The sequence below is a fragment of the Streptomyces sp. enrichment culture genome (genome assembly GCF_964273255.1).
Classification (GTDB): Bacteria; Actinomycetota; Actinomycetes; order Streptomycetales; family Streptomycetaceae; genus Streptomyces.
The window spans coordinates 4,613,048-4,628,728 of record NZ_OZ186835.1 but is presented as its reverse complement, the minus strand read 5'-3'; the positions used below and the strand labels follow the sequence as shown (position 1 = coordinate 4,628,728).

Here is a 15,681-nt window from a genome sequence, read left to right as displayed (position 1 = left end):
CCCTGGCATGGCCCGGCGCCGCCGGTCACGCTGGTCGGGGTGGTTCGGGGGGATGACGATGCACGTGAGCAGTTCTCCGGGTGCGGTCCGCGCACTCGTCACGCTCGGGGCGCTCGGCGCGCTGCTGCTGACCGGCTGCCAGAGCCCACCGGGCGGCGGCAGCGAGCCGGCGGACCCGGCGGGCGGGCGGGCTGCGGCGACGTCACCGGTGCCGGTCCGGACGTCCGGGTACGGGGCGGTGTTCCTCGCGGTCGACGAGTGCAGTTCGTTCGGCCGGACCAGTTTCACCGAGGTGCCGTGCACCGGTGAGCGGGCCGCGGCCCGGGTGGTCGCGCGGCACGACGGCACCGTGCGCGACGGGCCGCGCTGCCCGGCGACGACCGACTTCGTGCTGCACATCAGCGAGCAGCGCCCGTCCGCCGACGAGGACGGCGACGGCGCGGTGCCGCGGGGCTACGCCTGCATGCGCAACCTCCAGCCGCCGCACCCCGGCGATCCGGGCGGCGGGGGCGGGCCGCGCACCATCGTCGGCGACTGCGTCTACGACCTGGGCGACGGCAAGGTCCGCGAGACCCGGTGCGACGGCGAGGGCGAGCACGCACCGCAGTACCGGGTGACGAAGGCCGTGGACGCCCGGTCGCGGTGCCCGGCGTCCACGGCCCTCTACGTCCGGCTCGGCGGGACCTCACCGGTGGGCTGCGCCCGCCCGGTGTAGGTCCGCGCCCGCCCGGCTACGGACGCAGCGTCCGCTCCTGCTCGAGGTCGTACCGGTCCAGCCCGGCGTGGAACGCCGCCAGCGGCTTCGCCGCCGCCGGGTCCTCACGGACCGCGCTCGGGGCGACGCCCGCCCAGTCGAGGATGCGGGCCGTGGCGAGGGCCCGCTCCTTCTCCTTCAGCCCGGCCACGTTCGCGCCGTGGTTCATGCCGGGCGCGGTGAACACGTAGGAGTCCTTCGCGCCGCGTCCCAGGCGGAACGGCTCGGCGCCCCACGGGTCGTTCTCGCCGTAGACGAACAGCATGTTGCGGGCGTGGTGGCGCACCCAGGTGTCGACGTCCCGCATCGCCCACGGCTCGAACCGCATCGGGATCGAACGCGGCACGAAGTTGCGCGGCGCCTGGTAGCCGTAGCGGATGTACTTCTTCTCGATGTGCGGGAAGCGGATCGTCGGCGCCCCCAGCTGCGTACCGGCCTGGTAGTAGTACGGCGTGTACGGGCTGAGGCCCTGGTCGGTGTAGAACGAGAAGCCGGAGATCGTGTCGACGGACGTCCAGATCTCGTCGTCGGTGGCGTTCTCGGCGTCCGCGGGGATCTGCTCGCAGTCCTTCACGGTGCTGTACTGCCAGAAGCCCCACACGTAGTCGAGGACGACGGCCTCGTACGCGCGGTCCAGGCTGCCGATGGTGTCGAAGGTGTAGCCGTTCTCGGCGGCGAGGGCACGGTACTTCTCCTGCAGCGGCGCCCGGCGGACCAGCGCCTCGCGCTGCACCCCGTTCAGCCGGTCGCGGCACTCCTTGGTGCCCACCGTGCGGAAGAACCGGTCGTAGGCCGAATCCTCCTTGTTCACCACGTCGTTGGGGGCGACGTAGGCGACCACGCCGTCCATGTCGCGCGGGTAGAAGCGCTCGTAGTAGGTGGCGGTCATGCCGCCCTTGGAGCCGCCGGTGGAGATCCAGTTCTGGCGGTAGATCTTCTTCAGCGCCTTGAAGATGCGGTGCTGGTCGCTGGCGGCCTGCCAGATGTCCAGCTTGGACCAGTCGGCCGGTTCGGGCCGGGACGGGGTGAAGTAGCGGTACTCCATGGAGACCTGGTTGCCGTCCACGATCTGGGTCGGCTCACTGCGGCGCGGGGTGGTGGAGACGTGGTACCCGCCGGTGTGGAAGACGGTCGGCCGCGCGGTGTCCTTGTGCAGCACGGTGATCCGCTGCTGGAAGGTGCCCTTGCCGGGTCTGCGGTGGTCGACCGGCTGGGTGTAGTCGAGGACGAAGAAGCGGTACCCGGCGTACGGCTTCTCCTCGACCAGGCTCATGCCCGGGACGGCCAGCAGCCGTTCCTCGATGTCGGTGACGCCGTCGGCCCCCGGCTCGGCGGCGGTGGCCGCGCTCGCCGCGCCCACCGTGCCTATGAGCATCGTGAGCGTCAGAAGCCATCTGAGCGCTTTGCGCATGCGCACTCCCCTGTGTGACAGATGTGCGCCGGAAGCTAGCGGACCAACTCCCCGCAGCACCAGGGGACATAGGGAAAACCCTCCGCGCAGGGGCGCGGGCGCGGGCCCGGGGCACGGGGCGCGCGGACCGGTGGCGGGACCCCGGGACGGCGGGTCAGCACAGGATCCAGCCGGAGTCGGCCGAGCCGCCGCCGACCCGGCCCTTGACCCACACGCAGCGCTGCCCGGCGTGCACGGTCACCGGGCCGGCGTGGCGCCGGAAGCGGCCGGTGTCGGCGACCGCACGGCCCCCGCGGGCCCGGATGCTCACCGACATGGTCCGCTTCGTGCCGGGCTTCTTGGCGAGGGTGACCGCGCAGAGGTACCCGCCGCGCTTGTACACGACGACGGCGCCGGTGGAGAACGGCACGGTGCGGACCTTGCGCCCGGGGCAGTGCGCCGCCGCCGCCCGTGCCTCGCCGGGCGCCGTCACCACGAGCATCCCCGACGCGGCCAGCAGGGCCAGGCACAGCGCGAGCCGCCGGAATATCGGTCCACTGTCCACGGTCGTTCCTCCCCGCACCCGCGCCTCATCCGCCCCACGGCGTACGGGTGTACGGACGCCCGGCGCGGTCCGGTTGGTTGCCCCGGCCCCGCGGCGGCTGCCGGTGAGCGCCTGTCGACGGCGGCCGGTGAGCGCCTGTCGACGGCGGCCGGTGGGCGCCTGTCCGACGGCGGCTGGTGGGCGCCTGTCCGACGGCGGCCGGTTCGGGCCTGTCCGACAGCTGCCGGCTCCGGTCCGTCCGGCCTCCTCCCCCGTCCGCCGCCGCGTCCGTGCCTTCCCCCACGGGTCCGCCGTCGGCGCCCACGCCGGGTGCCCGCCGCCGTCGGTGCCTTCCCCACGGGGCCCGCCGTCAGCGCCCATGCCGCGCGCCCGCCGCACCACCGGGGCGTGCCCCCGCCTCGCCCGCCTGCGGGGCCGTCCCCGGGACCGTCTCCTGCTGCACGGGGGACGGCCCGGTCAGGCCACCGCCGGGAGGTCCTCGCCGACGAAGGTGCGCCACAGGGCCGCGTACGTGCCGTCGAGGCGGAGCAGTTCCTCGTGTGTGCCGTCCTCGGCGACCCGGCCCTGGTCCATCACGACCACCCGGTCGGCGCGCGCCGCCGTGGTCAGCCGGTGGGCGACGACCAGGGTGGTCCGCCGGCCCGCCAGGCGGTCCGTCGCCTGGTTGACCTGGGCCTCGGTGGCCAGGTCCAGCGCGGCCGTGGCCTCGTCGAGCAACAGCACGTCGGGGTCGACGAGTTCGGCGCGGGCCAGCGCGATCAGCTGCCGCTGCCCGGCGGAGAGGTTGCGGCCCCGTTCGGCGACCTCGTGCAGGTAGCCGCCCTCCAGGGTGGCGATCATCTCGTGCGCGCCGACCGCCCGGGCGGCCGCCTCGACCTCCGCGTCGGTGGCGTCCGGGCGGCCGTAGGCGATCGCGTCGCGGACGGTGCCCGGGAACAGGTACGCCTCCTGCGGTACGACACCGAGCCGGTGCCGGTACGCGGTGAGGTCGAGGTCCCTGAGGTCGGTGCCGTCGGCGGTGACCCGCCCGCTCGTCGGGTCGTAGAAGCGGGCGACGAGCTTGACCAGGGTGGACTTGCCCGCGCCGGTCTCGCCGACGAAGGCGACGGTCTGTCCGGCGGGGATGACGAGGTCGATGCCGCTCAGCGCCTCCTCGCCGTCCCCGTAGGAGAAGTGCACGTCCTCGAAGGCGATCTCGCCGCGCAGGGACGGCACGCCGAGCGGCTCGTCGGCCTGCTCGGTCGAGGTCGGCTCGCGCAGCAGTTCCTGGATGCGGCCCAGCGAGACGGACGCCTGCTGGTAGCCGTCGAAGACCTGGGACAGCTGCTGCACCGGCGCGAAGAACAGGTCGATGTACAGCAGGTACGCCACCAGGGAACCGATCGCGAGCGTGCCGGAATCGACCCGGGCGCCGCCCACCACCAGGACCGCCGCGGCCGCCGCCGAGGACAGGAACTGCACGAAGGGGAAGTACACCGAGATCAGCCACTGGCCCCGTATCCGGGCGCTGCGGTAGCTCGCGCTGCGTTCGGTGAACCGGCGCTCGCCGTCCCGCTCGCGGCGGAACGCCTGCACGATCCGCAGGCCGGACACCGACTCCTGGAGGTCGGCGTTGACCGCCGACACCCGCTCGCGGGCCAGTTCGTACGCCTTGACGCTGGCGCGGCGGAAGAAGAACGTGGCGATGATCAGCGGGGGCAGCGTGGCGAAGACGACCAGGGCGAGCCCGACGTCGATCACCAGCAGGGCGACCATGATGCCGAAGAAGGTGACCACCGAGACGAACGCCGTGACCAGGCCGGTCTGGAGGAACGTGGACAGGGCGTCCACGTCGGTCGTCATCCGGGTCATGATCCGGCCGGTCAGCTCGCGCTCGTAGTAGTCCAGGCCGAGCCGCTGGAGCTGGGCGAAGATCTTCAGGCGCAGCGAGTACAGGACGCGTTCGCCGGTGCGGCCGGTCATCCGGATCTCGCCGGTCTGCGCCGCCCACTGGGCGAGCACGGTGACCAGGCCCAGCAGCGCCGCCGCCCACACGGCGCCGAGGGCGGCCTGGGTGACGCCCTGGTCGATGCCGTGCCGGATCAGCACGGGCAGCAGCAGGCCCATCCCGGCGTCCACGGCGACCAGGCCGAGGCTGATGAGCAGGGGGGTGCGGAAGCCGCGCAGCAGCCGGCGCAGGCCGTAGGAGTCCTCGGGACGGACGGCGCGTTCCTCGTCGATGTCGGGGACGTCGTCGGCCGGGGGCAGGGCCGCCACCTGGGCGAGGAGCTCCGGGGTGGCCGGGGCCTCGGCCAGCGCGGTGTCGCGGGGCTCCCGGTCGCCCGTCCACAGCCTGGGGGTGACCCCGCGCTCGGCGTCGAACTCGGCGTCCAGCTCGGCGCGGACGGAGGTGTCCTCCTCCGGCTCCTGTTCCCGGGCGGGCGGGGTGTGGCCCGGGGAGACGCCGCCCAGTTCGTCGGGGTCGGTGAGGAGCCTGCGGTAGAGGGCGCAGCGCTGCTGGAGTTCGTCGTGGGTGCCGATGTCGGCGAGCCGGCCGCCGTCCAGGACGGCGATGCGGTCGGCGAGGTTGAGGGTGGAGCGGCGGTGGGCGATGAGCAGCGTCGTGCGGCCCTGCATGACGCTGCCCAGCGCCTCGTGGATCTCGTGCTCGACGCGGGCGTCCACGGCGGAGGTCGCGTCGTCCAGGACCAGCAGGCGCGGGTCGCTGAGGATCGCGCGGGCCAGGGCGACGCGCTGGCGCTGGCCCCCGGAGAGGGTCAGCCCGTGCTCGCCGACGGTGGTGTCGTAGCCGTCGGGCAGCTCGCTGATGAAGCCGTGGGCCTGGGCGGCGCGGGCGGCGGCGGTGATCTGCTCGTCGGTGGCGTCGGGACGGCCGTACGCGATGTTGTTGCGGACGGTGTCGGAGAAGAGGAAGGAGTCCTCGGGGACCAGTCCGATCGCGGCGCGCAGGGACGCGGTGGTCAGGTCCCGCACGTCGTGGCCGCCGACGAGGACGGCGCCCCGGCTCACGTCGTAGAAGCGCGGCAGGAGCAGGGAGACGGTGGACTTGCCGGAGCCGGAGGAGCCGACGACGGCGAGGGTCTCGCCGGGGCGGATCTCGAAGGACAGGCCGTCCAGGACCGGCCGGTCCGGGTCGTAGCCGAAGGAGACGTCGTCGAACTCGACGGTGGCGGGCGCGTCGGCGGGCAGGTCCTTGGTGCCGTCGGTGAGGGACGGCTCGGTGTCGATCAGTTCCAGGACGCGTTCGGTGCCGGCCCGGGCCTGCTGTCCGACGGTGAGCACCACGGCGAGCATCCGGACCGGGCCGACCAGCTGGGCGAGGTAGGTGGAGAACGCGACGAAGGTGCCCAGGGTGATGTTGCCGCGCACGGCCAGCCAGCCGCCCAGCGCCAGCATCGCCACCTGGCCGAGGGCGGGCACGGCCTGGAGGGCGGGGGTGTAGCGGGAGTTCAGCCGGACGGTGCGCAGCCGCCCCGCGTACAGCCGCCGGCCGACCTCGCGCAGCTTGCCGGTCTCCTGGTCCTCCTGCCCGAAGCCCTTGACGACGCGGACGCCGCTGACGGCGCCGTCGACCACCCCGGCGACCGCTCCGGCCTGCGCCTGCGCGTACCAGGTGGAGGGGTGCAGCCGGGTGCGGCTGCGCTTGGCGATCCACCACAGGGCGGGCGCCACGGCGAGGGCGACGGCGGTGAGCGGCAGGGACAGCCACGCCATGATCACCAGGGAGATCGCGAACAGCAGCAGGTTGCCGATGGTCATCGGCAGCATGAACAGCAGGCCCTGGATCAGCTGGAGGTCGCTGGTGGCGCGGCCGACGACCTGCCCGGTGGACAGCTCGTCCTGGCGTCTGCCGTCGAGCCGGGTGATCGTCGAGTACATGTCGGTGCGCAGGTCGTGCTGCACGTCCAGGGCGAGCCGGCCGCCGTAGTAGCGGCGGACGTAGGTCAGGACGTAGACGACGAGCGCGGCGACGACGAGCAGTCCCGCCCAGGTGGTCATGGACCGGGTCTTGTCGCCGATCACGTCGTCGATGATCACCTTGGTGATCAGCGGGACCAGCGCCATCACGGCCATCCCGCCGAGGGAGGCGCCGAGGGCGAGGACGACGTCCTTTCGGTGACGCCAGGCGTACCCGGTCAGTCGTCGTGCCCATCCCCGTTGCGGTGTCACGCGGGTGCCCTCCGGTCGTCCTGATCTTCCGCAAGCACCAACGCGGGCCGCCGCGGATTTCATCCCTCCGTCACGGCCGGCGGCGCGGGGACGCCGGTCCGTGGCCGCGCACCGCGGGCGGAGCGACGGTTTCCCGTCACGCAATCGCCACGTTCCCTCCACTCGTCGGCTCGCATGTGCATGTCACTGTCTCGGGTATCACCCCAGTGCAACCCGCGTAGATGGGACCCCCACATGCTCGCGATACGCAACCGCCGCCGGAAGGCGGTGGCCCTCGCCACGGCCGCCGTGCTGGCCGGTCTGACCGCCCCCGCCCTGACGGCCGGCACCGCCACGGCCACCACGACGACGGACGGCCCCCACGCCGCCGCCTACGACGACTCCTACTACGACGACGCCGCCGGCAAGACCGGCGAGGCCCTCAAGGACGCCCTGCACACCATCATCAGCGACCAGACCAAGCTGTCGTACTCGGCGGTCTGGGACGCCCTGAAGGTCACCGACCAGGACCCGGGCAACAGCAGCAACGTGATCCTGCTGTACTCGGGCATCTCCCGCAGCAAGTCCCTGAACGGCGGGGACACCGGCGACTGGAACCGGGAGCACGTATGGGCCAAGTCCCACGGCGGCTTCGGCACCTCCATCGGCCCCGGCACCGACATCCACCACCTGCGCCCGTCCGACGTCCGCGTCAACAGCGTGCGGGGCAACAAGGACTTCGACAACGGCGGCAGCGCCTTCACGGACAGCGGCGGCAGCCTCACCGACTCCGACTCCTTCGAGCCCCGCGACGCCGTCAAGGGCGACGTGGCCCGCATGATCTTCTACATGGCGGTCCGCTACGAGGGCACCGACGGCTGGCCCGACCTGGAGGTCAACGGCCAGGTGAACAACGGCAGCAGCCCCTACATGGGCAAGCTCTCCGTGCTCAAGACCTGGCACCAGGAGGACCCGCCGGACGCCTTCGAGAAGCGCCGCAACGACGTCATCCACGACTCCTTCCAGCACAACCGCAACCCGTTCATCGACCACCCGGAGTGGGTCGAGTCGATCTGGTAGCCGCCCGCCCGCCCCCCGCTCTCCGCGACCCGGCACACGCCGGTCAGCGCCCGGCGCATCCGGGCGGGCGGGAACCGCAGCTGCTCCGGGGTCGTGCGGCGGTCCGCCGGCAGGTCCGCCGCACGGCCGAGCAGGCCCGCCGCACGGCCGAGCAGGTCCGCGGCCATCGCGAGCGGGGTCTCCTCGACCGGGTCGGCGTGACGGGACACCCTCCCCGTACCGTCACGCCGACACGGGCCGGTGCTGGTGTTCCCGGGCACGGCGTGGGCGGCATTCGTCACCCGCCTCAAGAACCGAGACCCGCGCCCGGACGCCTGAGCGCCTCCACTCACGCCCTTCCCGCCCAGCCCATGCGCGGGCGATCTCGTAGGCGTCCTCGGCGCCCGGGTCTGCTCGTGGACCGGCCGCCTCAGGGGGCCGGGCGGTCGCCGCCGCCGGGGCCGCGGCTCAGGTCGACGACGCAGAAGATGTTGTCGTCCGGGTCCGCGAGGACGACGAAGTCGGGGTCCGGCGGGTAGAGGTCCCAGTCGACCAGGCGCGCGCCGAGCGCGGTCAGCCGCCGGACCTCGGCCTGCTGCTCCTCCGCGGTGTCGGTGAACAGGTCGAGGTGAAGGCGTGGGTGCGGCTCGGCGGGTGACGTGCTGCGCAGCAGCCCGAGCGCCTGGCCGGAGCCGTCGGCGTGGTGGAGCGTCCGCCACGTCTCGCTGGACCACTCCTCGGCGACCACCAGGTTCAGGGCCTGCGTCCAGAAGGCCTCCGCCCGGTGGAGGTCCGTGACACCGACGACGGGGATTCCGATCCTCAGCATGCGGGCAGCCTACGGTGAACCGCCGTTCCCTCCGTCCAGATGCGTCGGCGCGAACATGCGCAGGACCGCCGGGAGGACGACCACGGACGGGCCCGGGGCGGCCAGGGCCTTCGCGAGGTCCCGCTCCAGGGTCTCGGGCGTCGTCCGGGTGCCGGGGACGCCGAAGGACTCCGCGAGGGCGACGTAGTCGGGGCGGGTCAGCTCCGTCGCCGTGGGCTCGCCGAAGGCGTCGGTCATGTACTCGCGCAGGATGCCGTAGCCGCCGTCGTCGACGATCAGCCAGGTGACGTCCAGGTCGTACTGCCGTGCCGTGGCCAGCTCGGCGACGGAGTACAGGGCGCCGCCGTCGCCGGAGACCGCCAGCACCGGCTGGGTGGGGTCCGCGACGGCCGCGCCGAGGGCGGCGGGAAAGCCGTAGCCGAGTCCGCCGGCGCCCTGGGCGGAGTGCAGCCGGTTGGGGCCCCTGGCGTCGAAGGCGGACCAGGCCCAGTAGGCCAGGATCGTCATGTCCCAGAAGGACGGCGACTTGGTGGGCAGGGCGCGGCGGACGGCCGTGAGGACCTGCTGCTCCAGGGTGAGGTCCTGGGCGGCGATGCGGGCGCGGACCCGTTCCAGCAGGTCGCGGACCCGCTGCGGCGCGGTCGCGTCCTCGCGGGGTTCCACGGTCTCCAGCAGCGCCTGGAGGGCGAGCCGGGCGTCGGCGTGGATGCCGATGCCGGGGTGGTTGGACTCCAGTTTGCCGAGGTCCGCCTCGACCTGGATCACTCGGCCGCGGGGCTTGAACGTGTGGTAGTTCGAGGAGAGTTCGCCGAGCCCGGAGCCGATGACGAGGAGGACGTCGGCGTCCTCCAGGAAGTCCGTGGTGTGCCGGTCCTCGATCCAGGACTGGAGCGAGAGGGGGTGGGTCCACGGGAAGGCGCCCTTGCCGCCCGGGGTGGTGACGACGGGCGCCTGGAGGCGTTCGGCGAGCTGCCGCAGCTTGCCGGAGGCGTCGGAGCGGATCACCCCGCCGCCCGCGATGACCGCCGGGCGTTCCGCGGTGGCGAGCAGGTGCGCGGCGAGCGCGGTCAGCTCGGGGCGCGGGGGCAGCTCGTCGGGGGTGGCGTCCATCGCCGTCACCGGCGGGAGGAGGGTCTCGGCGAGCAGGACGTCCTGCGGGACCTCCACCCAGACGGGGCCGTGCGGGACGGTCAGCGCCGACTTCCACGCCTCGGTGATCGCCGACGGGATCTGGGAGGCCGTGCGCACGGTGTGGACGGACTTCACCACGCCGCGGAACGAGGCCGACTGGTCGGGGAGTTCGTGCAGGTAGCCGTGGCGGCCGCCGCCGAGTCCGGCCGTGGGGACCTGGCTGCTGATGGCCAGGACGGGGGCGGACGCGGCCGCCGCCTCCTGGAGCGCGGGCAGCGCGGTCAGCGCGCCGGGGCCGGTCGACAGCAGCAGCGGGGCCGCCTCGCCGGTGATCCGGCCGTACGCGTCGGCGGCGAAGCCGGCGTTGTTCTCCACCCGCAGGCCGACGTAGCGCAGGTCGGAGCGGCGCAGGGCGTCGAACATGCCGAGGGCGTGCTGGCCGGGCAGGCCGAAGACGGTGGTCGCGCCGAGCCCGGCCAGGGCCTCCACGACCAGGTCTCCGCCCGTGCGGCCGGGCGGGGGGTTCAGCGCCGCCTCCGTCTGCGCGGCGGTCGGGCGGAGCACCAGGTCGTGGTCGTGAGTCACTTCGCGCGGGCCTCTGCAATCTGGCGGGACATGATCGTGGTCAGCTCGTAGGCGGTGTGCGAGGCGGCGACCGAGGTGATCTCCGCGTGGTCGTAGGCGGGCGCCACCTCGACGACGTCCGCCGAGACCAGGTTGCAGGACGCCAGGCCGCGCAGGATCTCCAGCAGCTCGCGGGAGGTCATGCCGCCCGCCTCGGGCGTGCCGGTGCCGGGGGCGTGCGCCGGGTCGAGGCAGTCGATGTCGATGGAGATGTACAGCGGGCGGTCGCCGATGCGCTGGCGGAGCTGGTCGGCGACCTCGTCGGCGCCGCGCCGGTAGACGTCGGCGGAGGTGACGATGCCGAAGCCCATCTTCTCGTCGTCGGTGAGGTCCTGCTTGCCGTACAGCGGGCCGCGGATGCCGACGTGGGACAGGGCGGAGGTGTCGAGGATGCCCTCCTCGACGGCCCGGCGGAACGGGGTGCCGTGGGTGTACTCGGCGCCGAAGTAGGTGTCCCAGGTGTCCAGGTGCGCGTCGAAGTGGAGCAGCGCGACCGGGCCGTGCTTCTTGGCGACCGCGCGCAGCAGCGGCAGCGCGACGGTGTGGTCGCCGCCCAGGGTCATCAGGCGGGCGCCGGTGCCGAGCAGGTCGTCGGCGGCGGCCTCCATGGTCTCGACGGCCTCGTTGATGTTGAACGGGTTCACGGCGATGTCGCCGCCGTCCGCGACCTGGGCGAGGGCGAAGGGGGAGGCGTCCTGGGCCGGGTTGTAGGGGCGCAGCAGCCGGGACGCCTCGCGGATGGCGTTGCCGCCGAAGCGGGCGCCCGGCCGGTAGGAGACACCCGAGTCGAACGGTATGCCGACCACGGCGACGTCGGCGCGGCCGACCTCGTCGAGGCGGGGCAGCCGGGCGAAGGTCGCCGGCCCGGCGTACCGCGGTACGCGGGACGAGTCGACGGGCCCGCGGGGGGTCTCGTTGCTGCTCATGGAACTGCCTTCTTTCCTACGCTTCGTCGCGTATGTGATGTCTGCCCGCACGACTCTACTGGCCGGCGGGGACCCGTTCGGACACGGATTCGGTTTCGGGGGCGCGTCCGGCGACGCGTTCGCGCCAGGCGGCGAGCACGGCCGCGTCGGTGGGCGGGGTCGCCAGGGAGACGACGACGTAGACGGCGAGGGAGGACAGCAGGCCGTAGAGGATGGGCTCGTTGGCGAGGATGCCGAAGACGGCCATCAGGACGACGACGGTGAGCCCGCCGACGGCGACGGCGGAGAGGGCGCCCTGGGCGGTGCCGCGCCGCCACAGCAGTCCGCCGAGGATCGGCACCAGCAGCCCGCCGACGAGCAGGTTGTAGGCGACGGTCAGGGCCTGCACGACGTCGTTCAGCGCGATCGCGGTGAGGATCACGGCGACGCCCATGAGCAGGATGAACAGGCGGTTGCCGCGGACCTCGTCGTGGTCGTCGCCCTGCGGTGCGCGGGCGAGGCCGCGCAGCCGGGCCCAGATGTCGTTGTTGGCGACGGTGGCGCAGGCGATGAGCGCGCCGGAGGAGGTGGACATCACCGCCGCGAGGGCGGCGGCCAGCACCAGCCCGCGCACCCCGAGGGGGAGTTCGTCCTTGACGATGGTGGCGAAGGCGTCGTCGGCGCTGGCCAGGTCGGGGTAGAGCACCTTGGCCGCGGTGCCGATGACGGCGCCGGCGAGGGCGTAGGCGAGGCAGTAGGTGCCCGCGACGGTGCCTCCCCAGCGGGCGGTGCGGTCGCTGCGGGCGGTGAACACGCGCTGCCAGATGTCCTGGCCGATGAGCATGCCGAAGGTGTAGATCAGCACGTAGGTGAAGATCGTCTCGCCGCCGATGCCCAGCGGGTCGAAGTACTCGGTGGGCAGCTGCGCCTTCATCTCGGCGAAGCCGCCGGCCTTGACGACGGCGATGGGCAGCAGCAGGAGCAGCACGCCGATGGTCTTGACGACGAACTGCACCATGTCGGTGAGGGTGATCGACCACATGCCGCCGAGCGTGGAGTAGGCGACGACGATGGAGCCGCCGAGGACGATGGCGAGGGTGCGGTTCAGGTCGAAGAGGACGTCGAAGATCGTGGCGTAGGCGATCGTCGAGGTCACCGCGAGCATGAGGGTGTACGCCCACATGACGAGCCCGGAGATGACGCCCGCCCGGCCGCCGTAGCGCAGGTCGAGCATCTCGGAGACGGTGTAGACCTTCAGCCGGGCGATGCGGGCGGAGAAGAAGACCGACAGGGCGAGCAGGCCGAGGCCGATGGTGAAGACCATCCAGGCGCCGGACAGCCCGTACTGGTAGCCGAGGCCCACGCCGCCGATGGTGGAGGCGCCGCCGAGGACGATGGCGGCCATGGTGCCGGAGTACATGGCGGGGCCGAGCCGGCGGCCCGCGACCAGGAACTCGCTCTTGGACCGGGCGCGGCGCATGCCCCACCAGCCCATGGCCAGCATGCCGACCAGATAGACGACGATGACCAGGTAGTCCACGGCCATGCGGGGGCCTCCTTCACGCGGTACTCGGTGGCGTGTCGTGCACGGGGAGTGGCCCGGCCGCTCGTCGCGGGGACATCCGCCCGTACCCACGGGCCGCCGGTCTGACCTGACCCTAGGTGGCCGGAAAGCGACTGCGAAGTGTACGTTTCATCCATTCGCAGCGAACGGGATGGAGGAAACGTCCACCATGCCGGACCCGACGGTTCCGCCCACCCCGCCCGTCCCCCTGGAGGCGCTGCTGGCCCGCGCGGACCTGGGCCTGCGCCGGATCGCCGGGCCGGACGACCCGGGGCTGGTGGTGCACTGGGTGCACACCTCCGAGATGGCGGACCCGTATCCGTACCTGCTCGGCGGTGAGCTGCTGCTGTCGGCGGGCGTGCACGTCCCGGACGGGGCGGGCGCGGGCTACTTCGACGCGTACGTCTCCCGGATCGTCGCGGCGGGCGGCGCGGCGCTCGGTTTTGGTGTCGCGCCGGTGCACGACACGGTGCCGGACGCGCTGGTGGAGGCGTGCGCGCTGCACGGCCTGCCGCTGCTGGAGGTGCCGCCCCGGACCACCTTCTCCGGGGTGGCCCGCGCGGTGTGGCGGCTGATGGCGCAGGCGCGGCTGGCGGAGCTGCGCCGGGTGACCGAGGCGCAGCAGGGCCTGGCGGCCGCGGCGGGCCGCCCGGACCCGGTGCCGTCGGTGCTGCGGCGGCTCGCGGGCCGGCTGGACGGGTGGGCGGTGCTGTACGGCCCGGAGGACACCCGGCTCGCGGCGGCCGGCCGGGAACCGGGCGAGGAGGTCCGCCTCGCACTGGCCGGACTGGCGGAGGTGGTCCGGCCCGACGTCTCCCCCGCCGCCCCCGGACGCGACCGGCCGGGCACGGCCACCGGCGGGGCGGGCCGTCCTGCCTCGGCCGCCGACACGGTCGCCGGGACACGGCTGACCGCGTACGCGCTCGGGGCCGGCCGGGGTTTCGTGCTCGGGGTCGCCGCCCCGCGGCAGGAACCGGGCGACCACACCATCGCGTCCGTGGCCGCCGTGCTGCTGTCGCTGCTCACCGGCGAGCACCAGAGCGGGCGGGGCGCGGCCCGCTCGGCCGCGCTCGTGCGGCTGCTGCTGGGCAGCACGCCCGAGGACGTGGCCGGGCTGCTCGGCGGACAGCAGTGGCGGGTGGTGCACGCGCGGCCGGACGGGCCGGCCCCGGACCACGTGGCCGCCTCGGCGCTGGGCGCGGCGCTCGGCTCGGCGCTGGTGGACGCGGACGGGCGGACGGTCCGGGTGCTGGTGCCGGGCGACCGGGCCGTCGAGGCGCTGCCCGGCTGGACCCTCGGCGTCAGCGCCGCCGTCGGCCCGCGGGAGTGGCCCGCCGCCGACACCCAGGCGGCCCGCGCACTGGCCCGGGCCCGCGCCACCCGCGCGCCCCTGGTCCGGCACGGCGGGCGGCCCGCGCTGACCGACCTGGTCGCGGGCCCGGACGCGGAGGCCCACGCCCGCGCGCTGCTCGCGCCGCTCGCCGCCGTGCCCGCGCTCCCGGAGACCCTGCGCACCTGGCTGTCGCTGCACGGCAGTTGGGACCGCACGGCGGTGGCCCTGTCGGTGCACCGCAACACGGTCCGCCAGCGCATCGCCCGCTGCGCGGCCCTGCTGGACGCGGACCTGGACGACCCGGACGTGCGCATGGAGCTGTGGTTCGCGCTGCGCCAGGGCTGAGTACCGGCCTGAGTACCTGTACGCAGTCGTCCGAGTACGTGACGCACATCCCAGCGCGCGATACGGCCGAGACGCCCACCGGTGGCTGCTCCACAATGGGGGGCATGCCGATACCCGGGACCCCCAGCCGCGCCGAACTGCTCGGCCACCTCACCGCCACCCGCATCGCGGGCGAGGTCGCCACCCCGCGCGAGAACAACCTCTCCCACTACCGCAAGCTGGCGAACGGTGACCGCCACTACTGGCTCGGGCTGGAGCTCGGCGACCGCTGGAGCGACGAGCAGGACGTGCTCGCGGTGATGGCGGAACGGGTCGGTGTCAACGACGACCCCGAGTACCGGTACGGGCAGGACACCATCGACCCGGAGCTGACGGTGGCCGGCCTGGAGCGGATGGCGGCGCGGCTGCGCAAGGCGGCGGACGGGCGGCAGCGGGTGCTGCTGGCCACCGGCCACCCGGGCGGGCTGCTCGACGTGCACCGGGCGACCGCCGACGCGCTGCGGGCGGCCGGCTGCGAGATCGTCGTCATCCCGGACGGGCTGACCACGGAGGAGGGGTACGTGATGCAGTTCGCCGACGTGGCGATGCTGGAGCACGGCGCCACCCTGTGGCACACGCACTCCGGGGAGCCGATGAAGGCCATCCTGACGGCGCTGGAGCGCGAGGGCCGCCCGCTGCCCGATCTGGTCGTCGCCGACCACGGCTGGGCGGGCGCGGCGGGACAGTACGGCGTGGATTCCGTGGGCTACGCCGACTGCAACGACCCGGCGCTGTTCCTCGCGGAGGCGGAGGGCACCGTGCAGGTGACGGTCCCTCTCGACGACCACGTGGTGAGCCCGCGCCACTACGACCCGATGACGGCGTACCTGCTGGCCGAGGCGGGGCTGGGCCCCGAGGGGTCCACGACCGCGTCGAAGTAGGGCCGGCCGTCAGCCTCGACGTCCTGGGTGGCCGGCCGCAGGTCCAGGGCCGGCGCCGCGGCGTCCGGTGAGGCGGCGGGCCGCGTCCGTCTCACGGAGGTCGAGACCGGCGC

11 protein-coding genes and 1 pseudogene are annotated in these 15,681 nt (G+C 73.7%); 5 read left to right on the top strand and 7 right to left on the bottom strand.

Features of this window, described 5'->3' with window-relative positions:
- Positions 1–58: 58 nt before the first annotated feature.
- Positions 59–715, top strand: coding sequence for a hypothetical protein (locus tag ACSU53_RS20075; RefSeq protein ID WP_437033294.1), 657 nt, complete (start codon positions 59–61; stop codon positions 713–715).
- A 16-nt stretch (positions 716–731) separates the two neighbouring features.
- On the opposite strand, the gene ACSU53_RS20070 is transcribed toward ACSU53_RS20075, so the two are convergent.
- From ACSU53_RS20070 to ACSU53_RS20060, 3 genes are all read right to left on the bottom strand, one after another.
- Positions 732–2,165: a S28 family serine protease gene (locus ACSU53_RS20070; protein ID WP_437029647.1), complete on the bottom strand. Its 1,434-nt coding sequence runs from the start codon at positions 2,163–2,165 to the stop codon at positions 732–734.
- 154 nt (positions 2,166–2,319) lie between these two features.
- The gene (locus tag ACSU53_RS20065; protein ID WP_437029645.1) at positions 2,320–2,709 is read right to left on the bottom strand and encodes a hypothetical protein; all 390 of its coding nucleotides are present in this window, start codon (positions 2,707–2,709) and stop codon (positions 2,320–2,322) included.
- Positions 2,710–3,165: 456 nt separating this feature from the next.
- Positions 3,166–6,879: an ABC transporter ATP-binding protein gene (locus tag ACSU53_RS20060; protein WP_437029643.1), complete on the bottom strand. Its 3,714-nt coding sequence runs from the start codon at positions 6,877–6,879 to the stop codon at positions 3,166–3,168.
- 234 nt (positions 6,880–7,113) lie between these two features.
- On the opposite strand from ACSU53_RS20060, the gene ACSU53_RS20055 reads away from it, so the two are divergent.
- Together ACSU53_RS20055 and ACSU53_RS20050 are read left to right on the top strand one after the other, a co-directional pair.
- Positions 7,114–7,938, top strand: a complete 825-nt coding sequence (locus ACSU53_RS20055; protein ID WP_437029641.1) for an endonuclease I family protein — start codon at positions 7,114–7,116, stop codon at positions 7,936–7,938.
- 231 nt (positions 7,939–8,169) lie between these two features.
- Positions 8,170–8,256 (top strand): annotated as a pseudogene (locus tag ACSU53_RS20050) (DUF397 domain-containing protein); the annotation flags it as partial.
- A 91-nt stretch (positions 8,257–8,347) separates the two neighbouring features.
- On the opposite strand, the gene ACSU53_RS20045 reads toward ACSU53_RS20050, so the two are convergent.
- From ACSU53_RS20045 to ACSU53_RS20030, 4 genes are read right to left on the bottom strand one after another with little or no spacing between them, the layout of a single operon-like run.
- Complete coding sequence (locus ACSU53_RS20045) at positions 8,348–8,746, bottom strand: VOC family protein (RefSeq protein WP_437029639.1); 399 nt, start codon at positions 8,744–8,746, stop codon at positions 8,348–8,350.
- A gap of 9 nt (positions 8,747–8,755) precedes the next feature.
- The gene (locus ACSU53_RS20040; protein ID WP_437029637.1) at positions 8,756–10,462 is read right to left on the bottom strand and encodes a thiamine pyrophosphate-binding protein; all 1,707 of its coding nucleotides are present in this window, start codon (positions 10,460–10,462) and stop codon (positions 8,756–8,758) included.
- Positions 10,459–11,427, bottom strand: coding sequence for an agmatinase (gene speB, locus ACSU53_RS20035; RefSeq protein ID WP_164334629.1), 969 nt, complete (start codon positions 11,425–11,427; stop codon positions 10,459–10,461). The genes ACSU53_RS20040 and speB overlap by 4 nt, the downstream gene beginning before the upstream one ends.
- 55 nt (positions 11,428–11,482) lie before the next feature.
- Positions 11,483–12,952: a sodium:solute symporter gene (locus ACSU53_RS20030; RefSeq protein WP_437029635.1), complete on the bottom strand. Its 1,470-nt coding sequence runs from the start codon at positions 12,950–12,952 to the stop codon at positions 11,483–11,485.
- 187 nt (positions 12,953–13,139) lie between these two features.
- Here ACSU53_RS20030 and ACSU53_RS20025 point away from each other — a divergent pair, with 187 nt between their 5' ends.
- Together ACSU53_RS20025 and ACSU53_RS20020 are read left to right on the top strand one after the other, a co-directional pair.
- Positions 13,140–14,648: a PucR family transcriptional regulator ligand-binding domain-containing protein gene (locus tag ACSU53_RS20025; protein WP_437029633.1), complete on the top strand. Its 1,509-nt coding sequence runs from the start codon at positions 13,140–13,142 to the stop codon at positions 14,646–14,648.
- 104 nt (positions 14,649–14,752) lie between these two features.
- Positions 14,753–15,568 carry a phosphatase gene (locus tag ACSU53_RS20020; RefSeq protein ID WP_437029631.1) on the top strand — a complete coding sequence of 272 codons (816 nt, stop codon included), beginning with the start codon at positions 14,753–14,755 and terminating at the stop codon, positions 15,566–15,568.
- Positions 15,569–15,681: the final 113 nt, after the last annotated feature.